We start from the raw sequence: 19,844 nt of genomic DNA, 5'->3' as shown, positions 1-19,844 counted from the left end.
TCGGGGAAAAATCCTTGAGGTTGTATAGTTAAGTGAGAAAGCGTACAGGGCGGATGCCTTGGCAATCAGAGGCGAAGAAGGACGTGCTAATCTGCGAAAAGCGTGGGTGAGTTGATAAGAAGCGTTTAACCCACGATGTCCGAATGGGGAAACCCGATAGGCGAAGAGTCTATCATTACGAGGTGAATAAAATAGCCTCGTAAGGCGAACCGGGAGAACTGAAACATCTAAGTACCCCGAGGAAAAGAAATCAACCGAGATTCTGTGAGTAGCGGCGAGCGAAAGCGGAGGAGCCAGTAAGTAATAGCAGCAGAGATAGAGGAATTGTCTGGGAAGGCAAGCGACACAGGGTGATAGCCCCGTACTTAAAATCCAGGCTGTGGTACTAAGCTTACGAGAAGTAGGGCGGGACACGAGGAATCCTGTCTGAAGATGGGGGGACCATCCTCCAAGGCTAAATACTCCTGATTGACCGATAGTGAACCAGTACTGTGAAGGAAAGGCGAAAAGAACCCCGGTGAGGGGAGTGAAATAGAACCTGAAACCCTGTACGTACAAGCAGTGGGAGCCCCATCACTCAAACACATTGAGTGTTGGAAGAGGCAAAAGCACCAAAAATAACACCGCACTTTAAAGTGCAGGGTAAGACGAGCAAAGCGAGTCAAACCCAAAAATAGCAGTGTGATTGAGTGATGGGGTGACTGCGTACCTTTTGTATAATGGGTCAGCGACTTATATTTTGTAGCGAGGTTAACTGAATAAGGGAGCCGAAGGGAAACCGAGTCTTAACTGGGCGGTGAGTTGCAAGGTATAGACCCGAAACCCGGTGATCTAGCCATGGGCAGGTTGAAGGTTGGGTAACACTAACTGGAGGACCGAACCGACTAATGTTGAAAAATTAGCGGATGACCTGTGGCTGGGGGTGAAAGGCCAATCAAACCGGGAGATAGCTGGTTCTCCCCGAAATCTATTTAGGTAGAGCCTTGTGTGAATACCTTTGGGGGTAGAGCACTGTTTCGGCTAGGGGCCCATCCCGGGTTACCAAACCGATGCAAACTCCGAATACCAAAGAGTAATGCACAGGAGACACACGGCGGGTGCTAACGTCCGTCGTGGAGAGGGAAACAACCCAGACCGCCAGCTAAGGTCCCAAAATCTATATTAAGTGGGAAACGAAGTGGGAAGGCTTAGACAGCTAGGATGTTGGCTTAGAAGCAGCCACCATTTAAAGAAAGCGTAATAGCTCACTAGTCGAGTCGGCCTGCGCGGAAGATGTAACGGGGCTAAAATATAGTACCGAAGCTGCGGCATCAATCGAAGGATTGTTGGGTAGGGGAGCGTTGTGTAAGCGGAAGAAGGTGGTTCGAGAGGATTGCTGGACGTATCACAAGTGCGAATGCTGACATAAGTAACGATAAAACGGGTGAAAAACCCGTTCGCCGGAAGACCAAGGGTTCCTGTCCAACGTTAATCGGGGCAGGGTGAGTCGGCCCCTAAGGCGAGGCTGAAAAGCGTAGTCGATGGGAAACGGGTTAATATTCCCGTACTTGGTAAAGCTGCGATGTGGGGACGGAGAAGGTTAGGTTATCGACCTGTTGGAGATGGTCGTTTAAGTTGGTAGGTGGGTGAGTTAGGCAAATCCGGCTCACCGTTAACACTGAGAGATGATGACGAGGCACTAAGGTGCTGAAGTAACTGATACCACACTTCCAGGAAAAGCCACTAAGCTTCAGGCTTTACTAAACCGTACTGAAAACCGACACAGGTGGTCAGGTAGAGAATACTCAGGCGCTTGAGAGAACTCGGGTGAAGGAACTAGGCAAAATAGCACCGTAACTTCGGGAGAAGGTGCGCCGGCGTAGATTGTAGTGACTTGCTCACGAAGGTTGAACCGGTCGAAGATACCAGCTGGCTGCAACTGTTTATTAAAAACACAGCACTCTGCAAACACGAAAGTGGACGTATAGGGTGTGATGCCTGCCCGGTGCTGGAAGGTTAATTGATGGTGTAATCGAAAGAGAAGCTCCTGATCGAAGCCCCAGTAAACGGCGGCCGTAACTATAACGGTCCTAAGGTAGCGAAATTCCTTGTCGGGTAAGTTCCGACCTGCACGAATGGCATAATGATGGCCAGGCTGTCTCCACCCGAGACTCAGTGAAATTGAAATCGCCGTGAAGATGCGGTGTACCCGCGGCTAGACGGAAAGACCCCGTGAACCTTTACTATAGCTTGACACTGAACCTTGAATTTTGATGTGTAGGATAGGTGGGAGACTATGAAGCGGTAACGCCAGTTATCGTGGAGTCGTTGTTGAAATACCACCCTTTAACGTTTGATGTTCTAACGAAGTGCCTGAAACGGGTACTCGGACAGTGTCTGGTGGGTAGTTTGACTGGGGCGGTCTCCTCCCAAAGCGTAACGGAGGAGCACGAAGGTTTGCTAATGACGGTCGGACATCGTCAGGTTAGTGCAATGGTATAAGCAAGCTTAACTGCGAGACAGACAAGTCGAGCAGGTGCGAAAGCAGGTCATAGTGATCCGGTGGTTCTGAATGGAAGGGCCATCGCTCAACGGATAAAAGGTACTCCGGGGATAACAGGCTGATACCGCCCAAGAGTTCATATCGACGGCGGTGTTTGGCACCTCGATGTCGGCTCATCACATCCTGGGGCTGAAGTAGGTCCCAAGGGTATGGCTGTTCGCCATTTAAAGTGGTACGCGAGCTGGGTTTAGAACGTCGTGAGACAGTTCGGTCCCTATCTGCCGTGGGCGTTGGAGAATTGAGAGGGGCTGCTCCTAGTACGAGAGGACCGGAGTGGACGCATCACTGGTGTACCAGTTGTCTCGCCAGAGGCACTGCTGGGTAGCTAAATGCGGAAGAGATAAGTGCTGAAAGCATCTAAGCACGAAACTTGCCTTGAGATGAGTTCTCCCAGTCTATAAGACTGTAAGGGTTGTTGGAGACGACGACGTAGATAGGCTGGGTGTGTAAGCGGTGTGAGCCGTTGAGCTAACCAGTACTAATTGCCCGAGAGGCTTAACTATACAACACTCAAGGGTTTTGGCTTGTTTTTGTTAAAGAAGTGAAGAACGAATAGAAAAGAGAAAGAAATTAAAGGATATAAAGAATTATCTTGGCGGCGAAAGTGCAGTGGACCCACCTAATCCATGCCGAACTTAGAAGTGAAACGCTGTAACGCCGATGGTAGTGTGGGAATTTCCCATGTGAGAGTAGGACACCGCCAGGTTTTGAATGAAAGAAGAACGCCATTGAGGGAACTCAGTGGCGTTTTTTGTTGTTTCTTATGTTTATATTTTCTCGCACTTTCTTGGGGGGGAATAGTGGCTTATTATGTTTGAATGTTTAGCAACATCTATAAAATTATCCTTCCAAATATCGAAGATATTTATAGGAAATATTTATTGTTTGATTCTTATTATATCTGGAAATTTAATAATAGATTAAATTGATGAATACATACTTTTTATGTGTTGTAGCTGGCTTGTAAATTCAAAGATAAAGCAATTTAGAGAAGGTTTTATTTTAGAGAGTTTTCTTATTCATTAGCTTTGCTAAGCGGTTAAAGTAAGGTACAATCTCAGGAAAATTTTATAAGCTTAAAGGTTATAAATGAAAAAGGTTGTTTCATATTTACTTTTGTTTTTATCCATTACTGCGTTTGCTAGTCCTGAAACGCATTATGTTACTGAAAATCTTTCTACTTTTTTACGTAAAGGAGCTGGGGAGCAATTTAAAATAGCGGGGACAATCCGCTCTGGAGAGCCAGTAACTGTGTTAGAGCAAAAAGAGAAATATACTCTTATTCGAGATAGTAGAAATCGAGAAGCTTGGATATTAACATCTGAATTATCTGCAACACCAAGTAGTAAAGATGAAAATCCTAAACTTAAAGCATCGATAGAAGAATTGACTCTTAAATTAAATAGCTTGGATCACGATTGGCAACAACGAACTAGTGAGCTTCAACGTCGCACTAAGCAAGCAGAACAACAGAGTAGTTTATTACTAGAGCAGAATTCCCAGCTTAGACGTGAATTAGAAATCAGTAAAAACAAAAACAGTGATCTTGAAGCGATGCTTGATGCAGGTAAACGAGAAATTGCAATCCAATGGTTTATTTATGGTGGAGCCATTTTAGGTATTGGCTTGTTATTGGGGCTGATTTTGCCTTTTATTTTACCTAAACGTCGCCGTGATGGATGGGCTTAATTTATATAATGCAAGTTTATCTAGTTGGTGGTGCTGTACGAGATCAGCTCTTAAATATTGAAGTTAAAGACCGCGATTGGGTTGTAGTAGGGGCTACTCCACAACAGCTATTACAAAAAGGTTATATTCAGGTGGGAAAAACATTTCCCGTTTTCATTGATCCACAATATAAAGAAGAATATGCCTTAGCTAGAACAGAAAAAAAATCAGGGACTGGCTACACAGGGTTTATTTGCAATTTTGATCCTACAGTGACTTTGGAACAAGATTTAATACGTAGAGATTTAACCATTAATGCTATTGCTCAAGATCAACAAGGCAATTTATATGACCCTTATGGTGGAATAAAGGACCTCAATCTTGGAATATTACGTCATATATCATCATCATTTATTGAAGATCCTTTACGAGTTTTACGTGTGGCTCGTTTTGCAGCACGCTATTTTTATTTAAATTTTAAAATTGCTCCTGAAACGATTGAATTAATGACACAAATAGCTCTTCAGGGGGAATTGCAGCATCTCTCTGCAGAACGTATTTGGTTAGAAACAGAAAAAGCATTGCAGACTCAAAATCCTGAAGTTTATTTTGAAATATTATACAAGATTGGGGCATTAAAACAGTTATTACCCAAACTAAGTAATTTATGTGTATTTTCTTCTCATAATTTATCTGATTCTCATTCTAGAATGAATTCCTTTAGCCGGATAATGTTAGCATTACAAAATGCAACTAAGCTTACAGGGAACTATTCCTCACAATCAAAAAATGCTATACGCTTCTCCGCTATTTGTTGTGCTTTAAAAGATATATTGACCTTTAAAGATAACAATTATTATGAATCTGAAGAGAAAGGAAATATCCTAACAAAAAGTCTATGTGAAACATTAAAAATACCTCACTATATTAAAGACTTAGCTTGCTTAAGTTGTAAATACTACAATCTTATCAATAAAGTATTCCAACTGAGTCCAGAAGAAGTTTTAAGATTATTTAGTGAATTAGATTGTTGGCGTAGACCTGAACGTTTTAAGGAGCTACTTATGGTTTGTACTGCAAATCAAAAAGGATTAGAAGGAAAAAAAATGTATTATCCACAGGCAGATTTTATTTTTCAACTTTATCAATCCACATTGGAAATTAATATAAAAAAAATCATTGCTGATGGTTTTCAAAAAGAAGAAATTAAGAAAGAACTTACTAGGCAACGTCTATATATGGTTCAACAAACCTATAAAAATTTCTTACATAACAGAAATATGAATTAATGGATATGTTATGTTGATTCGCTTTATTAAGAACAAAGTTAATGCTATTTTACGTCAACTAATTATTAATCCGAGAAATCGTCTCCGATTAAAAAATAAAGGAATGACTATACTTGCAAATAATTGTAATGGTGGTTTTATTTTACATGATTTAAATCAACCCTTTAATTCGCCTTTTGTAAATCTATATCTCGAACCAAACGATTTTATTCGTTATGTAAAAGATATAAATTATTATAACAAGCAAGAATTAGTTTTTATTTCTGAGAATTATCCTTTTCCCGTGGCATATTTAGGTGATATTAAAATTTATTTTATGCACTATACCAGCGAACAAGAGGCTCAAGAAAAATGGCAAATACGTTCCCAACGTATCAATTTGAATAATCTTTTTATTATACTCACTGCAAGAGATAATTATTCTGAGCAAGATCTTAAAGAATTTGATGAATTACCTTATAGGAATAAGGTGGTATTAACACTTGGAGAATGTAGTCAAATTCAATCTGCTTTTTATATTAAGGGGTTAGAAAACCACCATTCTGGAGATATTTTCCTCTATTCGGGATGGTCCGGAAAACGATATTATGATCAATTTGATTATGTATCTTGGTTTAATGAAAATAAAAACACCACAATATAAGATAATAATGATAAATGTGCTTCCTTAATCGTATCTCGAATCTTTAAAATATTTATTGACAGTATTTACAAATCAATGTAAAAGGAATAACAATTCATTAACAAATGAGGGGTTATTCTATGTTCACGTTCTCTTTAACCAGCGAATGCACTTTACTCTGTTCACTACCTCCACCTGCTGAATTAGATAAACAACGACAAATTTGGTTTGTTGCTGAGAAAATGCGACAGCAGGAGAATGTACAAGAAGTAGTGGTCGGTATGAATAATTTTAGCTTGTTTTATACCCCAAACGCTGATCTTGACAAATTAAAATGGAAAGTTTCTCAATCTTGGCAAGAAACGCCAGAACAGACCTCAAACCATCAAGGTCGCTTAATTGAGATTCCTGTACATTATGGCGGCGAATTTGGAGAGGACCTCTTTGATGTGGCAAAATTCCATCAGACCACTGCTGAAGAAATTGTACGTCGCCATACTAGCCCAATTTATACGGTTTTTATGATGGGATTTCAACCTGGCTTCCCTTATTTAGGAGGGTTGCCTGAAAACCTCCATACGCCAAGACGTGCTCAACCGAGGACGAAAGTTCCTGCTGGTTCGGTTGGGATTGGTGGTTCTCAAACTGGCGTTTATCCTTTCACTTCGCCAGGAGGATGGCAATTACTTGGTAGAACAGAAATCCCACTCTTTGACATCAAGCAAACTCCACCCGTGCTATTGATGGCGGGAGATAATGTGAAATTTGTTGCGGAGAGTATCACACTATGATCTATATAGAGAAAATGTACGGCTTTGCACATATCCAAGATATAGGGCGTTTTGGCTTTCGTAATTTTGGTATTGGACACGCTGGAGCAATGGATTCCCTCGCGTTGCAAGCGGGTAATTTATTACTCGAAAATGCACCAAATACACCGGCTATTGAAGTGACATTGGGGGGATTTAGTTTGACTTTTGATTGCGATACTCCTTTTTGTTTTACTGGGGCGTTATGTGAGGCTTATCTTGATGATCAACCCGTCTATGCGTATTGGCGATACACAGCAAAAGCACGTCAGCGTTTAACAGTGAAACAAATTACTATAGGGAATTATCTATATCTTTGTGTGGCTGGAGGATTCAGGGTTCCTAAGGTATTGGATTCTTATAGTACGGATCTCAAAGCAGGATTCGGTGGTTATCAGGGGCGACTATTGCGAGCTGGGGATAATTTACCAACGGGAAAACGTGATACAGTGTTATCATCAATCAGTATAGAACCCATTGATTTCACGAATAAAATTCATCTTATTTCCTCATCTGAGTTTGAATATTTTACTGAGCAAAGCAAATTGCTGTTACAACAGCAGACTTGGCGGCTAGAAAAAAATAGTAGCCGAATGGGGTATCGTTTGAGCGGTGAGAAAAAATTAACCTTAAAACAACCCCTTGAAATGCTTTCCTATGCTGCTCCAATGGGGACGATTCAAGTGCCACCCGATGGAATGCCGATTGTGTTAATGGCAGATACACAAACCACGGGCGGTTATCCTAAAATCGCTTGTGTTATTGAGGCGGATCTTGGGCGGTTTGCACAATGTGCCTTCAACCATTCTAAACAAAGTGCGGTCTATTTTTCGATAGTTTCTTATCAGGAAGCACGCGAACGTTATCAACAAAACCAAGAATATCTAACAAGTATAAGGAGAAAAGTGAATGCAACACGTTGATTTGAATGTGGATTTAGCAGAGGGGTGTGGCAATGATCAACGCCTTTTGCAATTAGTAACTTCAGCGAATGTAGCTTGTGGTTTACACGCAGGGGATTTTAATGAAATGCGTAAAGCCATTCGTTGGGCCAAAGAAAATAATGTGCGAGTTGGGGCTCACCCCAGTTTTCCAGATAGAGAAAATTTTGGCCGCACTAATATGCAACTATCGGATGAAGAACTTAAAGCTTGCTTACTATATCAACTCGGTGCAATCAAAGCTTTGTGTGAGGCGGAAAATGTGCCTTTATCTTATGTTAAACCACATGGTGCACTCTATAACCAAGCCGCCAAAGAGGAATCTCTTGCCACATTGATTGTGAAAACGATCAAAGCTTTTGATCCCGAGTTAAAATTGATGGGATTATCAGGGAGTTTAATGCTCAATGTCGCAGAGCAGCAAGGCTTAGGTACTATTTCAGAAGTTTTTGCAGATCGCCATTATTTGGCTGATGGCTCACTGGTTCCCCGCTCTTGTGCTGATGCAATGGTTGAAAGTGATGAAGAAGCCATTAACCAAGTTTTACAAATGGTACTTAATGGTACGGTACGCAGTGTTGATGGTGTGGAGGTTGCTATCAATGTCGATAGTATTTGTTTGCACGGTGATGGTGAACACGCCATTTCTTTTGCTGATAAAATTCGTCAAGCACTTATTCAAAGAGGCATTCAGCTAAAAGCGAATTAAAATAAAATTTAAATATACAGGAGAATTTCTATGCTAAAAGATCGTAGTGCATTATTAGGTGCGGCATTTTTAATGGCGACTTCAGCCATCGGACCAGGATTTTTGACACAAACTGCTACCTTTACTCAGACATTATTCGCAAGTTTTGGTTTTGTCATTTTATTATCCATTTTGCTTGATATTGGGGCACAGTTGAATATTTGGCGTATTGTTGCGGTTTCTGAAAAGAAAGCACAAGATATTGCCAATGAAGTACTTCCTGGGGCGGGCTATTTTTTAGCAATATTAATCGTAATGGGCGGATTGGCGTTTAACATTGGCAATGTGGGTGGCGCAGGGCTAGGGTTAAATATTTTAACTGGACTTGCTCCTGAAACAGGAGCGATTATTAGCGGTGCGATTGCGGTTGGTGTCTTTTTATTTAAAGAAGCAGGAAAAATTATGGATCGCTTTGCGTTAGTAATGGGGTTTGTAATGATTGCATTAACCATTTATGTCGCATTAAATGCAAATCCTCCACTTGCTGAGGCGGCTATTCATACCTTTGCTCCAGAAAAACTTGATGTGATCGCCATTGTAACCCTTGTTGGAGGCACAGTAGGTGGCTATATTACATTTGCAGGGGCACATCGTTTGCTTGATGCTGGAATTACAGGAAAAAACTCACTTAAAGAAGTCAGCAGAAGTTCGGTTTCGGCTATTTTAATTGCTTCTGTTATGCGTATTGTACTGTTTCTCGCTGTACTAGGTGTGGTATCTCAAGGGGTAAAACTCGATCCTGCTAATCCAGCGGCAACCCCATTCTCTTATGTCGCGGGCAATGTGGGGCTGATTATTTTTGGTATTGTCATCTGGGCAGCCTCCATTACTTCCGTTATTGGTGCCGCCTACACTTCTGTATCTTTTTTAACAACATTCTCGCCTTTTATTGCTAAACACAGAAACTGTTGGATTATTGTCTTTATCGTTATTTCAACCGCGGTATTGGCTACAATAGGAAAGCCAGCTCAAGTTCTTGTTTTTGTTGGTACATTAAATGGACTAATTCTACCAATTTCTCTTGGTTTAATTTTATTAGCCGCCCATCGTAGTAAAATTGTTGGAGATTATAAACATCCGATATGGTTAACCGCTGCGGGGGCTTTGGTGGTTATTTTAATGGCTATACTTAGTCTAATGACGTTATATAAATATATTGGAAACTTATCAGGCTAAACTGGAAACAGGTAATTGATTATGCATATAGACTTCTATTAAATAGGTTATTGTTATAATAGGAGTCTAGATATTATTTTATAGTCGTTTGATTTCAAAATAATACGACGTTACATCGCCTTGCCGTACTATCTGTACTGTCTACGGCTTGTTGCTTTGTCTTATTTTGAACTTAAACGACTATACATTTCTATCTCCACCTCTAAATCATTTTGATTTATAAATAACTGAAATCTATGTTTATTTTGTTGATTTTATTATCTTTTTCTCTTGAATTGGCAGTCTAACTGCGACATATAAAAAAGACGTATTAATCAATTTAATCTATATTTGGCAATTTAAATCTCAATAAAAAGCCCCCTTATAGAATATAAGGGGGAATATTTGGAGTCATACTTTTTAGGGTATGGTGAAATTATAGCGTTAAAAATTTAAATTGCAACATTTTATTAACATAAATTTAATAGTTATTTAATAACTTGGTGCGAATTAAGATAGTATAAAAAGGGGGGGAGGGGAGTTTTCAAGCAGAAATTAATCATTGGCATCTTATTTTTAGAGTTAAAATAAGGCAAGGATATAAGTGGTATGGCAAAGTGAAAGAACTCGATATTATTTTGAAATCAACAGGTAATAATCGCAGGCAGTAAAAAAGATGAGCGATAACACTCATCTTTTCTGTATTGGATTGCTTGCAGAAAAATCTTATTTGCTTTCTGCGTGCGGGTTACGCGTGTTGGCATTGACCAAATTTCGCATTAATAACGCATAATCAAGCTCAAGATCTTCAGGCACATCAAGGAACACAAAATGTCCATCGCCTAATGCTGCCTCCACTTCTTCGCCTTTGCGGTTCAGCATTCTTTGGATTTTGAACACAATATTGCCTTTGGGGGTCATTAATTCTACTTCATCGCCGAGCAAAAATTTGTTTTTAACTGCCACTTCGGCTAAGCCGTCTTTACGCACGCCCGTAAATTCGCCGACAAATTGCTGACGCTCTGAAATGCTGTAACCATAGTCGTAATTTTGATATTCATCGTGGGTGTGGCGGCGTAAAAAACCTTCGGTATAACCACGGTGAGCAAGGCTTTCTAGCGTGTCCATCAGGCTTTCATCAAAAGGTTTGCCCGCTGCGGCATCATCAATGGCTTTGCGGTACACCTGTGCGGTTCTTGCACAATAATAGAAAGATTTCGTGCGTCCTTCGATTTTGAGCGAATGCACGCCAATTTGTGCCAGTTTTTCAACGTGTTGTACCGCTCGCAAATCTTTGGAATTCATAATATAAGTGCCGTGTTCGTCCTCAAAGGCAGACATTTTTTCTTCAGGGCGTTGGCTTTCAGCGAGCAGAAACACTTTATCAGTGGTTTGTCCTTCGCCTAAGGTTGGGGCAACGTTTTTGATTGGAATTTCTTCCCCAACAATATTGCCGACCTCGTCTTCTTTCCCCTCTTCAACGGAATATTCCCAGCGACAAGCATTGGTGCAAGTGCCTTGGTTTGGGTCGCGTTTATTTATATAGCCTGACAGCAAACAACGCCCAGAATATGCCATACACAATGCCCCGTGAACGAAAATTTCAATTTCCATATCAGGCACTTGCTGGCGGATTTCAGCGATTTCCTCAATGGAAAGCTCGCGGGACAAAATCACGCGAGTTAAGCCCATTTGCTTCCAGAATTTCACCGTTGCCCAGTTTACCGCATTGGCTTGCACGGAAAGGTGAATATCCATTTCAGGGAAATGCTCTCGCACCAACATAATTAGCCCCGGATCGGACATAATTAACGCGTCAGGCTTCATTTCTACTACAGGCTGAAGATCTTTAATAAAGGTTTTTAATTTAGAATTGTGCGGGGCGATGTTCACCACCACATAGAATTTTTTGCCGAGGGCGTGGGCTTCGTCAATCCCAATTTTCAAATTGGCGTGGTTAAATTCATTATTGCGCACACGCAAGCTATAACGTGGCTGCCCTGCATAAACGGCATCAGCCCCATAAGCAAAGGCATAACGCATATTTTTTAATGAGCCTGCTGGGGAAAGCAGTTCGGGTTTAAAAGTGGTTGTCATAAATTTCTCTTAGTGTCTGATTACAAGTCAGGCATTCACTCAAGGCGAATGCGTAAAACCCGCTATTGTAGGGGGATTTTCGGATTTGTAAAGCGAGGGTTTTCTCATTTGCACAGCCCAATGTAAAAGTGCAGTGTAAAATTACCCTATTTTTTGACCGCACTTTTTGACCGTACTTTTCACGCCGCAAGAAATCAGCTACTTCTTTTGAGGTAAATCTTGACTTGAAGAACGCTCAAGATGTATATTCTTTACCCAATCAAAGGGCAAGCCTTTTGTTACTTTTCCTTTCTTATTCAGACAGCATTGTCTGCCATCATATGATTAACCCAATGATCCAAAAGGAGTTTATTATGCGTAATGTGGAAAAGTAAGTTTTAACGCGCAAGCCATTTTATTTGATATGGACGGGACATTAATTGATTCCAGCCAAGCCTGTGCCAGAATTTGGGGACGTTGGGCGGAGCATTATGGTTTAGATACAGAAGCGGTGGTCCACCAATCCCACGGTCGCCGTCCTGAAGATACCGCTCGCAGTATTTTAGGTGAAAATGCGGATATTCACGCGGCCGTGGAGTTATTTACCCAAGAAGAAGCCAAAGAAATGGAAGCCACCACCATTGTGGGAGCGAAAGCCTTGTTGGAAAAAATTCCTCAAGGAAAATGGGCGATTGTTACTTCTTCCACCGAAAGCATTGCCAAAACCCGCTTGCAATATTGTCAGTTGCCCCTTCCGCAAGCCTTGATCACGGCGGAAAAAGTGAGCCAAGGCAAGCCAAATCCTGAGGGCTATTTAAAAGCCGCACAAGATCTGGGCGTGGATATTCAGCGTTGTGTTGTGTTTGAAGATGCTCCAGGTGGTATCAAAGCAGGGCATCGTGCCGGGGCGAAAGTGGTCGTGCTTGCCACCACTTATTCTGCTTAGGCATTTCCTAATGAGCTGGTGATTAAGGATCTTGAAGCCGTTGATGTTCGCTTAAATGAAGTAAGTGGTGAACTGGAAATTCTATTTTCGTCAGTGTATTAATTTTTTACTGAGAAAATGTTTCTTTATTCTGTTTCTACTTCTGTGAATATGGTTTTTCTGAGCGGTAAAATTTACCGCTTTTCCTATTTTATTAGCGATTATGCTTTTATCAGTATAAAGAGTATTTTTTATTATGAATTATTTTCATTAAAATAATGAAATTTTTGAAATTGACACATATTTATTTTCTTTTTAATGTTATAGCCGTAAAGCAGTCTAAATAGGAAAAATGACAAAGGAAAGTATTATGAGTTATGCAAAAGAAATAGATACGCTAAATCATTATTTATCAGGGGTTAATGGCAATATAAATGTTTCATTTGAGTTTTTTCCACCTAAAAATGAAAATATGGAAAAAATTTTGTGGGACTCTATTCATCGCTTACAAGTGTTAAAGCCGAAATTTGTTTCCGTCACTTACGGGGCAAATTCGGGTGAGCGGGATCGTACGCATAGCGTAGTGAAACGCATTAAGCAAGAAACAGGGCTTGAAGCCGCACCACATTTGACGGGGATTGATGCCACGCCTGAAGAATTAAAACGCATTGCACAAGATTATTGGGATAGTGGCATTCATCGCATCGTGGCATTGCGTGGTGATGAGCCAAAAGGCTATGCGAAAAAGCCGTTTTACGCTTCTGACTTGGTGGAGTTATTGCGTTCCGTCGCTGATTTTGATATTTCGGTGGCTGCTTATCCTGAAGTGCACCTAGAGGCGAAATCTGCACAAGCGGATTTAATCAATTTAAAACGCAAAATTGATGCAGGGGCAAACCACGTTATTACCCAATTTTTCTTTGATATTGATAGCTATCTCCGCTTCCGTGATCGCTGTGCTTCCATTGGGATTGATGCCGAAATTGTACCCGGCATTTTACCCGTAACCAATTTTAAACAACTACAAAAAATGGCAGCGATCACCAATGTAAAAATTCCAGCTTGGCTTGCGAAGATGTATGAAGGCCTTGATGATGACCCGACAACGCGAAATTTAGTCGCAGCCAGCGTGGCGATTGATATGGTTCGCGTTCTTTCTCGCGAAGGGGTGAAAGATTTCCATTTCTACACCCTAAACCGCAGCGAATTAACTTATGCCATTTGCCACACATTGGGAGTGCGTCCATAGTATCAGAATATATGACTTATTTGAGGGGATAGTAGATTAACTACTATGCTAATTCTATATTCATTTATATCGTATTAATTCATATTATTTTATCGTTTTCATACATTCTTCTTCGAATGGATGAAAACGATATTCTTCAATATTTTCAAGTGTTCTTTCTTCTTTACTAATATGATCGTTCCATATTCCTTCGACATAGATGATTTTGTTATGAGAAATAGACTTAAACCAATATTTACCCGTTTTACTTAATTCAATTAAGTGAGGATTGTCACATCTTTCATTGAGTGGGTAGTATTCATATTGAACTATCAAATAGCCAGTGTTTTGATTTGTTAATACCTTTTCTGTTAGCATCTTTGTTAAATAAGTTATATGTGATGCAGAAAATAGGAAGATAAAAAATAGAGTAAGAAATGTAAGATAAAAGTTTTTCTTATCACCATTTCCTTTATTATATGAGATAGTAAAAATAGAAATTTCAAAGGCAATAGTTATGGCAGCGATGAAATAAAGTGCTTCTATCGTTATTGAGGGGAATAATTCGCGGAATATTGGATATTGTTGTAGAGAATTAAGTGTCAGTGCTGATGTTGCTTGATCTATTGCAGAATAATATGTGGACATTAATATTGGTTTTATTATATAAAATAATGTAGTAAATAGAGCAGTGCTCACAGAAATCATAAGCTGATTTTTTTGAATGAATAAAGTGATGTTTTTATTCTTCCGTATAATATTAAGAGCTGCTAACACATTAGCAATACTTAGCAAAAGCGTTCCACTTGTTGGATTTAAAAACTCGGTGAATTGTTTTATATTAAAATGTGATGAGAAATATTTCATTAATGAGATATTAAAAAATATAACTATAGGAATAGTCAAAAGAAAAGTTTTTCTGCCTTTACTTTTTTTGTCGTCAGTATCCTCAGTCTTGTCATTTTCGTCAATAAAGTAGCGAGTAATAAATAGTAGCAGTAATGCAATAGAAATAGTGAATGGGTTTGTGAATATATCAATGAATGTATTCATAATAATTTTCTGTTTTCTGTTTATGGAAATTAAATTATGAACATTTTATTTAAAAAGACAATAAATCAAGTGCGGTACAAATTTTTAAAATTTTCGGAAAATTTACACCGCACTTATTCTTTACTCAAACACCGCCCAAATTGGTGCGTGGTCGGAAGGTTTTTCCATTGCACGAATATCAAGAGCAATGCCTGTATCTGTACAACGATCAATTAAATTATTGCTTGCCAAAATGTGATCAATGCGTAAGCCACGGTTGTCATCAAAACCTTTTGAGCGGTAATCAAACCACGAGAATTTATCATTGGTGGTTGGGTTTAAATGGCGGAAGGTGTCGGTTAAACCGTAAGCATAAAGGCGATTGTACCATTCGCGTTCTTCGGGCAAAAATGAGCATTTTCCCGTACGCAACCAGCGTTTACGGCTTTCCTCACCAATGCCGATGTCCAAGTCTGTCGGGCTGATGTTCATATCGCCCATAATGATGATTGGGTTGTTTTTATCGTGATCTTGCTCTAAATAACGTTGCAAATCCGCGTAAAATTTTTCTTTGGCAGGGAATTTGGTTTCGTGGGTACGGCTTTCTCCTTGCGGAAAATAGCCATTAATTACTGTAAGCAAACCAAATTCGGTTTCCATTTCTGCCATTATGATGCGTTTTTGTGCGTCCGCCTCATCTGTAGGGAAGCCCTTGTGAATGGCTTTGGGTGCTTGTTTCAACAAAAATGCCACACCATAATGCCCTTTTTGCCCGTGGTGATAAACGTGATAACCTAAGTGTTCCACCAACGCGTAAGGGAAATCTTCATCGGCGACTTTAATTTCTTGCAAACCTAAAATATCTGGCTGGTATTGTTCAATAATAGCTTCAAGCTGATGAGGTCTAGCTCGCAATCCATTGATATTAAAAGACATTACTTTCATTCAATAAGTTCCTAATCATTCATTTATAAAATCAGACGGACATTATACTAAGGTTTGTAAGATTTCAAAAATGATAAAAAATTTCACCGCACTTTGTTTTGTCGTTTATCTATTGATTTATATCAGTAAATTGGTAGACAAACTTCTTTATGATGATTCTGTTTGCAAATAACAAATTAGGATAAAAATGGAATTGGCGTGAGCGTGCTTGGTTGATGAGCAAAAACAATTAATAGAGTGGGATAGTTGTGTAGGGAAAGCGTATTTTGAAATGTTTCCTCCGCTCATTGATTATGCTCAGGCTTTACTTTCTTCCAAACGAGATAGCTTGTGCTTTTATTATCAAACAGAAAATAATCAATGGCTTAATGTAAGTTTACAACGTCATAAGCAGATCTTTACCTTGATGATCGCCCAACAAACTCAGTTGCCTTTTGAGCTGAGTAAGCGAGAAATTGAAATTCTCACCTTGCTCAGTAGTGGACTAAGCAATGTAGAAATTTCTCAACAGCTTTTTATTAGTGAACGCACTGTCGCCAAACACGTTGAGCATCTTTTTCAAAAAACACAAATTGAAAATCGGACTAGCTTGGCGGTGTTTGCGGTAACAGAAAATCTGTGCTGTTTGCCAACACCGGGTGATTTATCGCAATCTATTTTAGCAACGTATGAAATTGAAAGCCTTGCGAAAGGGGTAAAACTGCCGCAAAAAGCACCGCACTTTATTCATTCAACAATGGCTTATCCAATTACCATCGGTGTGCCTTGTGTTGAACAAGGAATCGGTAAGCTAGATACGCAAGAATTATGCAACGGTTCACAATTAGCAGTGGAAATGATCAACCAACAAGGTGGGATTAATGGGCGGCAAGTGCGGTTAGAAACGGTAGGATTTTGCGTTGATGATCCGCAAAGTATCCATCAAGCATACCAACGATTATTAGATAAAGAAGTTGATGCGATTTCTGCGAGCTATGCCTGCTATTCTCCTGATTTACACGACTGGATTGCCAGTAAAGGGATTCCCTATATTCATCTTGCTACACATAGTGATTTGGGCAAATCTCATCACAATCAGATAAAAAATATTTTTCAGGCTTGTGCCAGCGATATTAATTATGGGGCAGGGGTTGCACGTTTTATTCGAGCTTATCAGCATCATTATCCGCAAGTGATGAAAAATAAAAGGATTTTGGTGATTAGCGTAAAATGGCAAAAAATTGATATTGGTATTGAAAATCTTATCTTTCAATTACGTCAGGAACATTGGCAAGTTGATGTTTTAACATTAGAAAAATCGCCACAGGTTTTTGATTATGCTATTAAACAAGTGCATCAGATTGATCCAACGTTGATCGTGTTTGCTTCTTATTTTGCGGAAGATATTTTACAATTTTATCAATTGTTTATCCAAAATCCGATTAATACGATTATTTATAGTATTTACGTACCTTCGGTATTTTTACCGCAAGAAAAACAGTGTGAAGGCGTATTGTGGGCAAGTACTACAGGGCTTAGTATGACTTATGCGGGACGCAAATTTTGCCAAGATTATCAACGATTTTTTCATCATCAACCCAGTTATTCACAAGCGAGCGTCGCTTATGATCAAATTCAAATTCTTGCCAATGTTTGGCGACATAGCACTTCCCCAAGAGTGTTTAAAGAGGTCATTAATGGCATTCGTTCTTTAGCTTATACAGGGGTAAACGGCACTTACTATTTTGGTGGAGAAGTGCAAGCGGGGCTGGCTTACCCTGATAACACCCAAGATCTATCTACCAGCCAACCGCATTTATTATTTCAAATCCAACAGGGTAAAAGTACAGTCATTGCTCCAACCCTCTTTGCTGAGTCCAAATTTAAACTACCGCATTGGTTCAACGTTTAGCATAAGAAAAGCCGGTACTTTTGATGTCTAGTGTTTTGGCAGCTTTCGCTGCCTAAGATTTTGACAAAGAGCTGAAATGTTGTTCGAATGAAAGGAACAATATTAGAGAATATCAGCTCTTCTTTGTTAAATATATTAAACTAATGTATCAATTTTCGCTCTAGCTTGTTCTTGCGATTTTGCTGCTACTTCTGAGCCAGAACCTACGCCTTCCACATAAACAAAATCAACATCATCAATACCAATAAAGCCTAAAAAGGTTTTGAGATAAGGCGTTACTATATCTGAGGTTTGTCCTTGATGAACACCACCAAAAGAAGCTAATACAATAGCTTTTTTGCCTTTTATTAAGCCTTCAGGGCCGTTTTCTGTATATTGAAAAGTAACACGCGGGCGAGCGATGAAGTCAATATAGCTTTTTAATTGAGTAGGAATATTAAAGTTGTACATTGGTGCGTTTATAATGAGGATATCGGCGTTTTTTAATTCCGCAACCAATTCATCAGAAAGAGCAAGTAATGCTTTATCTTGTTCTGTTTTTGGCTCACCTCGTAAGGCATTAGCGGCGATAGCATCAAAATGTGGGAGTGGATTTGTGCCTAAATCACGAATTGTAATCTGTGTATTAGGGAATTTGGACACAACATAATCTGAAAGCTGGTTGGTTTGGGAATGAGTGCCTAAAATGCTGGATTTTAAAACTAATACTTTTTGCATAATAAAACCTTAATTTTTGTTTATCGTAATGCGGGGCATTATAGAGCCTATATATTTTTAGTAAATAAAAGAGATGGAAAAAGATTTTTTCTTAATTGTGAATAATCAGTAGAAAATTGCACTTTGCTAAAAATCCGTTATGATCGTACTTCCATTTTATTTAAGTATAAGGACAGATTATGTGGTCGGAATTAGCGGTAGGCTATGGTTTATTTATTTTAGAGATACTGACATTATTTTTGGTAATCATTGCTTTTATAGTGGTGATACTTTCCTTTAAGCAGAAAAAAATGCATCAAGTAGGGGAGTTAGTAGTTACAGATTTGTCACAAGAATATCAAAAAAATGTGAAACGATTAGCGGACTTTCATCTTTCTGAAGAGGTATTAAAATATACGGAAAAGGTACGTAAAAAAAAGAAAAACAAAAAGCCAAAGCAGAAAAAGAAAAGTGTAAAACAGGGAAAGATGCAAGAAATGAACGGAAACCGCATTTATTTGTTTTGAATTTTAAAGGGGATATTTTAGCTTCAGAAACCGCGGCTCTTCGCGAAGAAGTGAGTGCAATTATTGCTGTAGCAAAGCCAGAAGATGAAGTCTTACTTTGTTTAGAAAGCCCAGGCGGGGTTGTGCATGGTTATGGTTTAGCTGCATCACAATTAGCACGTTTAAAGCAGCATCAGATAAAATTAACTGTAGCGGTAGATAAAGTGGCTGCGAGTGGTGGTTATATGATGGCGTGCGTGGCGGATAAAATTATTGCCGCACCATTTGCCATTATTGGATCGATAGGGGTCGTGGCACAAGTACCAAATATTCATCGTCTCTTAAAAAAACACGATGTAGATGTAGATGTAATGACAGCCGGTGAATATAAACGCACCGTAACATTATTAGGGGAGAATACGGATAAAGGTAAGCAGAAATTTCAGAAAGAATTGGAGGAAACCCATCAATTATTTAAACAATTTGTAGTACAGCATCGTCCACAGATTGATGTAGAACAGATTGCAACGGGAGAGCATTGGTTTGGGCAACAAGCATTGAAGTTAAATTTGATTGATGAGATTACAACCAGTGATGATCTTATTTTACAAGCAATTAAGGTAAAGACAGTACTTGCAGTGAAATACAAAGTAAAAAAATCTTTGGTACAAAAATTAGGTAAGCAAGCGGAAGAAAGTATAGAAACTATCGTACTTCGTTGTCTTAAAGGAACTGGGAGAACAGGAATATAGAAAAGCTTCTGTGCGAAAA

14 protein-coding genes, 2 rRNA genes and 1 pseudogene are annotated in these 19,844 nt (G+C 39.4%); 13 read left to right on the top strand and 4 right to left on the bottom strand.

Features of this window, described 5'->3' with window-relative positions; genetic code table 11:
* Positions 1-26: 26 nt before the first annotated feature.
* The 9 genes from HBL79_RS05840 to HBL79_RS05800 all read left to right on the top strand — a co-directional run bounded on the left by HBL79_RS05840 (position 27) and on the right by HBL79_RS05800 (position 9,795).
* Positions 27-3,045, top strand: a 23S ribosomal RNA gene (locus HBL79_RS05840).
* A gap of 88 nt (positions 3,046-3,133) precedes the next feature.
* Positions 3,134-3,248, top strand: a 5S ribosomal RNA gene (gene rrf / locus HBL79_RS05835).
* A 383-nt stretch (positions 3,249-3,631) separates the two neighbouring features.
* A complete protein-coding gene (locus HBL79_RS05830) occupies positions 3,632-4,231 on the top strand; it encodes a TIGR04211 family SH3 domain-containing protein (RefSeq protein ID WP_035688254.1) in 600 nt (199 codons plus the stop codon).
* Positions 4,232-4,239: 8 nt separating this feature from the next.
* Positions 4,240-5,499 (top strand): multifunctional CCA addition/repair protein, encoded by a 1,260-nt coding sequence (locus tag HBL79_RS05825; RefSeq protein ID WP_051128111.1) that lies wholly within the window; start codon positions 4,240-4,242, stop codon positions 5,497-5,499.
* A 10-nt stretch (positions 5,500-5,509) separates the two neighbouring features.
* Positions 5,510-6,142 (top strand): DUF1919 domain-containing protein, encoded by a 633-nt coding sequence (locus tag HBL79_RS05820; RefSeq protein ID WP_082082230.1) that lies wholly within the window; start codon positions 5,510-5,512, stop codon positions 6,140-6,142.
* 119 nt (positions 6,143-6,261) lie between these two features.
* On the top strand, positions 6,262-6,912 hold the full coding sequence (gene pxpB / locus HBL79_RS05815) for a 5-oxoprolinase subunit PxpB (RefSeq protein WP_035688260.1): 651 nt from the start codon (positions 6,262-6,264) through the stop codon (positions 6,910-6,912).
* Complete coding sequence (locus tag HBL79_RS05810; RefSeq protein WP_035688263.1) at positions 6,909-7,853, top strand: 5-oxoprolinase subunit C family protein; 945 nt, start codon at positions 6,909-6,911, stop codon at positions 7,851-7,853. Before pxpB ends, HBL79_RS05810 begins: the two co-directional genes overlap by 4 nt.
* On the top strand, positions 7,840-8,580 hold the full coding sequence (gene pxpA / locus HBL79_RS05805) for a 5-oxoprolinase subunit PxpA (protein ID WP_035688265.1): 741 nt from the start codon (positions 7,840-7,842) through the stop codon (positions 8,578-8,580). Before HBL79_RS05810 ends, pxpA begins: the two co-directional genes overlap by 14 nt.
* Before the next feature lie 30 nt (positions 8,581-8,610).
* Positions 8,611-9,795 (top strand): NRAMP family divalent metal transporter, encoded by a 1,185-nt coding sequence (locus tag HBL79_RS05800; RefSeq protein ID WP_035688268.1) that lies wholly within the window; start codon positions 8,611-8,613, stop codon positions 9,793-9,795.
* A gap of 705 nt (positions 9,796-10,500) precedes the next feature.
* Here the strand turns inward: HBL79_RS05800 and trhP are convergent.
* Positions 10,501-11,871 (bottom strand): prephenate-dependent tRNA uridine(34) hydroxylase TrhP, encoded by a 1,371-nt coding sequence (gene trhP, locus HBL79_RS05795; RefSeq protein WP_035688271.1) that lies wholly within the window; start codon positions 11,869-11,871, stop codon positions 10,501-10,503.
* A 403-nt stretch (positions 11,872-12,274) separates the two neighbouring features.
* Between trhP and HBL79_RS05790 the strand changes: the two genes are divergently transcribed.
* Together HBL79_RS05790 and metF are read left to right on the top strand one after the other, a co-directional pair.
* Positions 12,275-12,796 carry an HAD-IA family hydrolase gene (locus HBL79_RS05790; RefSeq protein ID WP_051128110.1) on the top strand — a complete coding sequence of 174 codons (522 nt, stop codon included), beginning with the start codon at positions 12,275-12,277 and terminating at the stop codon, positions 12,794-12,796.
* A 349-nt stretch (positions 12,797-13,145) separates the two neighbouring features.
* Positions 13,146-14,024 carry a methylenetetrahydrofolate reductase gene (gene metF / locus HBL79_RS05785; protein ID WP_035688274.1) on the top strand — a complete coding sequence of 293 codons (879 nt, stop codon included), beginning with the start codon at positions 13,146-13,148 and terminating at the stop codon, positions 14,022-14,024.
* 84 nt (positions 14,025-14,108) lie between these two features.
* On the opposite strand, the gene HBL79_RS05780 is transcribed toward metF, so the two are convergent.
* On the bottom strand, positions 14,109-15,056 hold the full coding sequence (locus HBL79_RS05780) for a hypothetical protein (RefSeq protein WP_035688277.1): 948 nt from the start codon (positions 15,054-15,056) through the stop codon (positions 14,109-14,111).
* 120 nt (positions 15,057-15,176) lie between these two features.
* Entirely contained in the window at positions 15,177-15,980 is an 804-nt protein-coding gene (gene xthA, locus HBL79_RS05775; RefSeq protein ID WP_035688280.1) for an exodeoxyribonuclease III, read from the bottom strand.
* Between the two features lie 271 nt (positions 15,981-16,251).
* Between xthA and HBL79_RS05770 the strand changes: the two genes are divergently transcribed.
* Positions 16,252-17,871: a LuxR C-terminal-related transcriptional regulator gene (locus HBL79_RS05770; RefSeq protein ID WP_178285667.1), complete on the top strand. Its 1,620-nt coding sequence runs from the start codon at positions 16,252-16,254 to the stop codon at positions 17,869-17,871.
* A gap of 135 nt (positions 17,872-18,006) precedes the next feature.
* Here HBL79_RS05770 and HBL79_RS05765 read toward each other — a convergent pair whose 3' ends face one another.
* Positions 18,007-18,588: an FMN-dependent NADH-azoreductase gene (locus HBL79_RS05765; RefSeq protein ID WP_035688286.1), complete on the bottom strand. Its 582-nt coding sequence runs from the start codon at positions 18,586-18,588 to the stop codon at positions 18,007-18,009.
* A gap of 179 nt (positions 18,589-18,767) precedes the next feature.
* Here HBL79_RS05765 and sohB point away from each other — a divergent pair.
* A pseudogene (gene sohB / locus HBL79_RS05760) lies at positions 18,768-19,825 on the top strand (protease SohB).
* Positions 19,826-19,844 lie beyond the last annotated feature (19 nt).

It is taken from the genome of Avibacterium paragallinarum (genome assembly GCF_011765605.1).
Taxonomy (GTDB): domain Bacteria; phylum Pseudomonadota; class Gammaproteobacteria; order Enterobacterales; family Pasteurellaceae; genus Avibacterium; species Avibacterium paragallinarum.
This window is presented reverse-complemented; position numbering and strand designations above follow the sequence as displayed.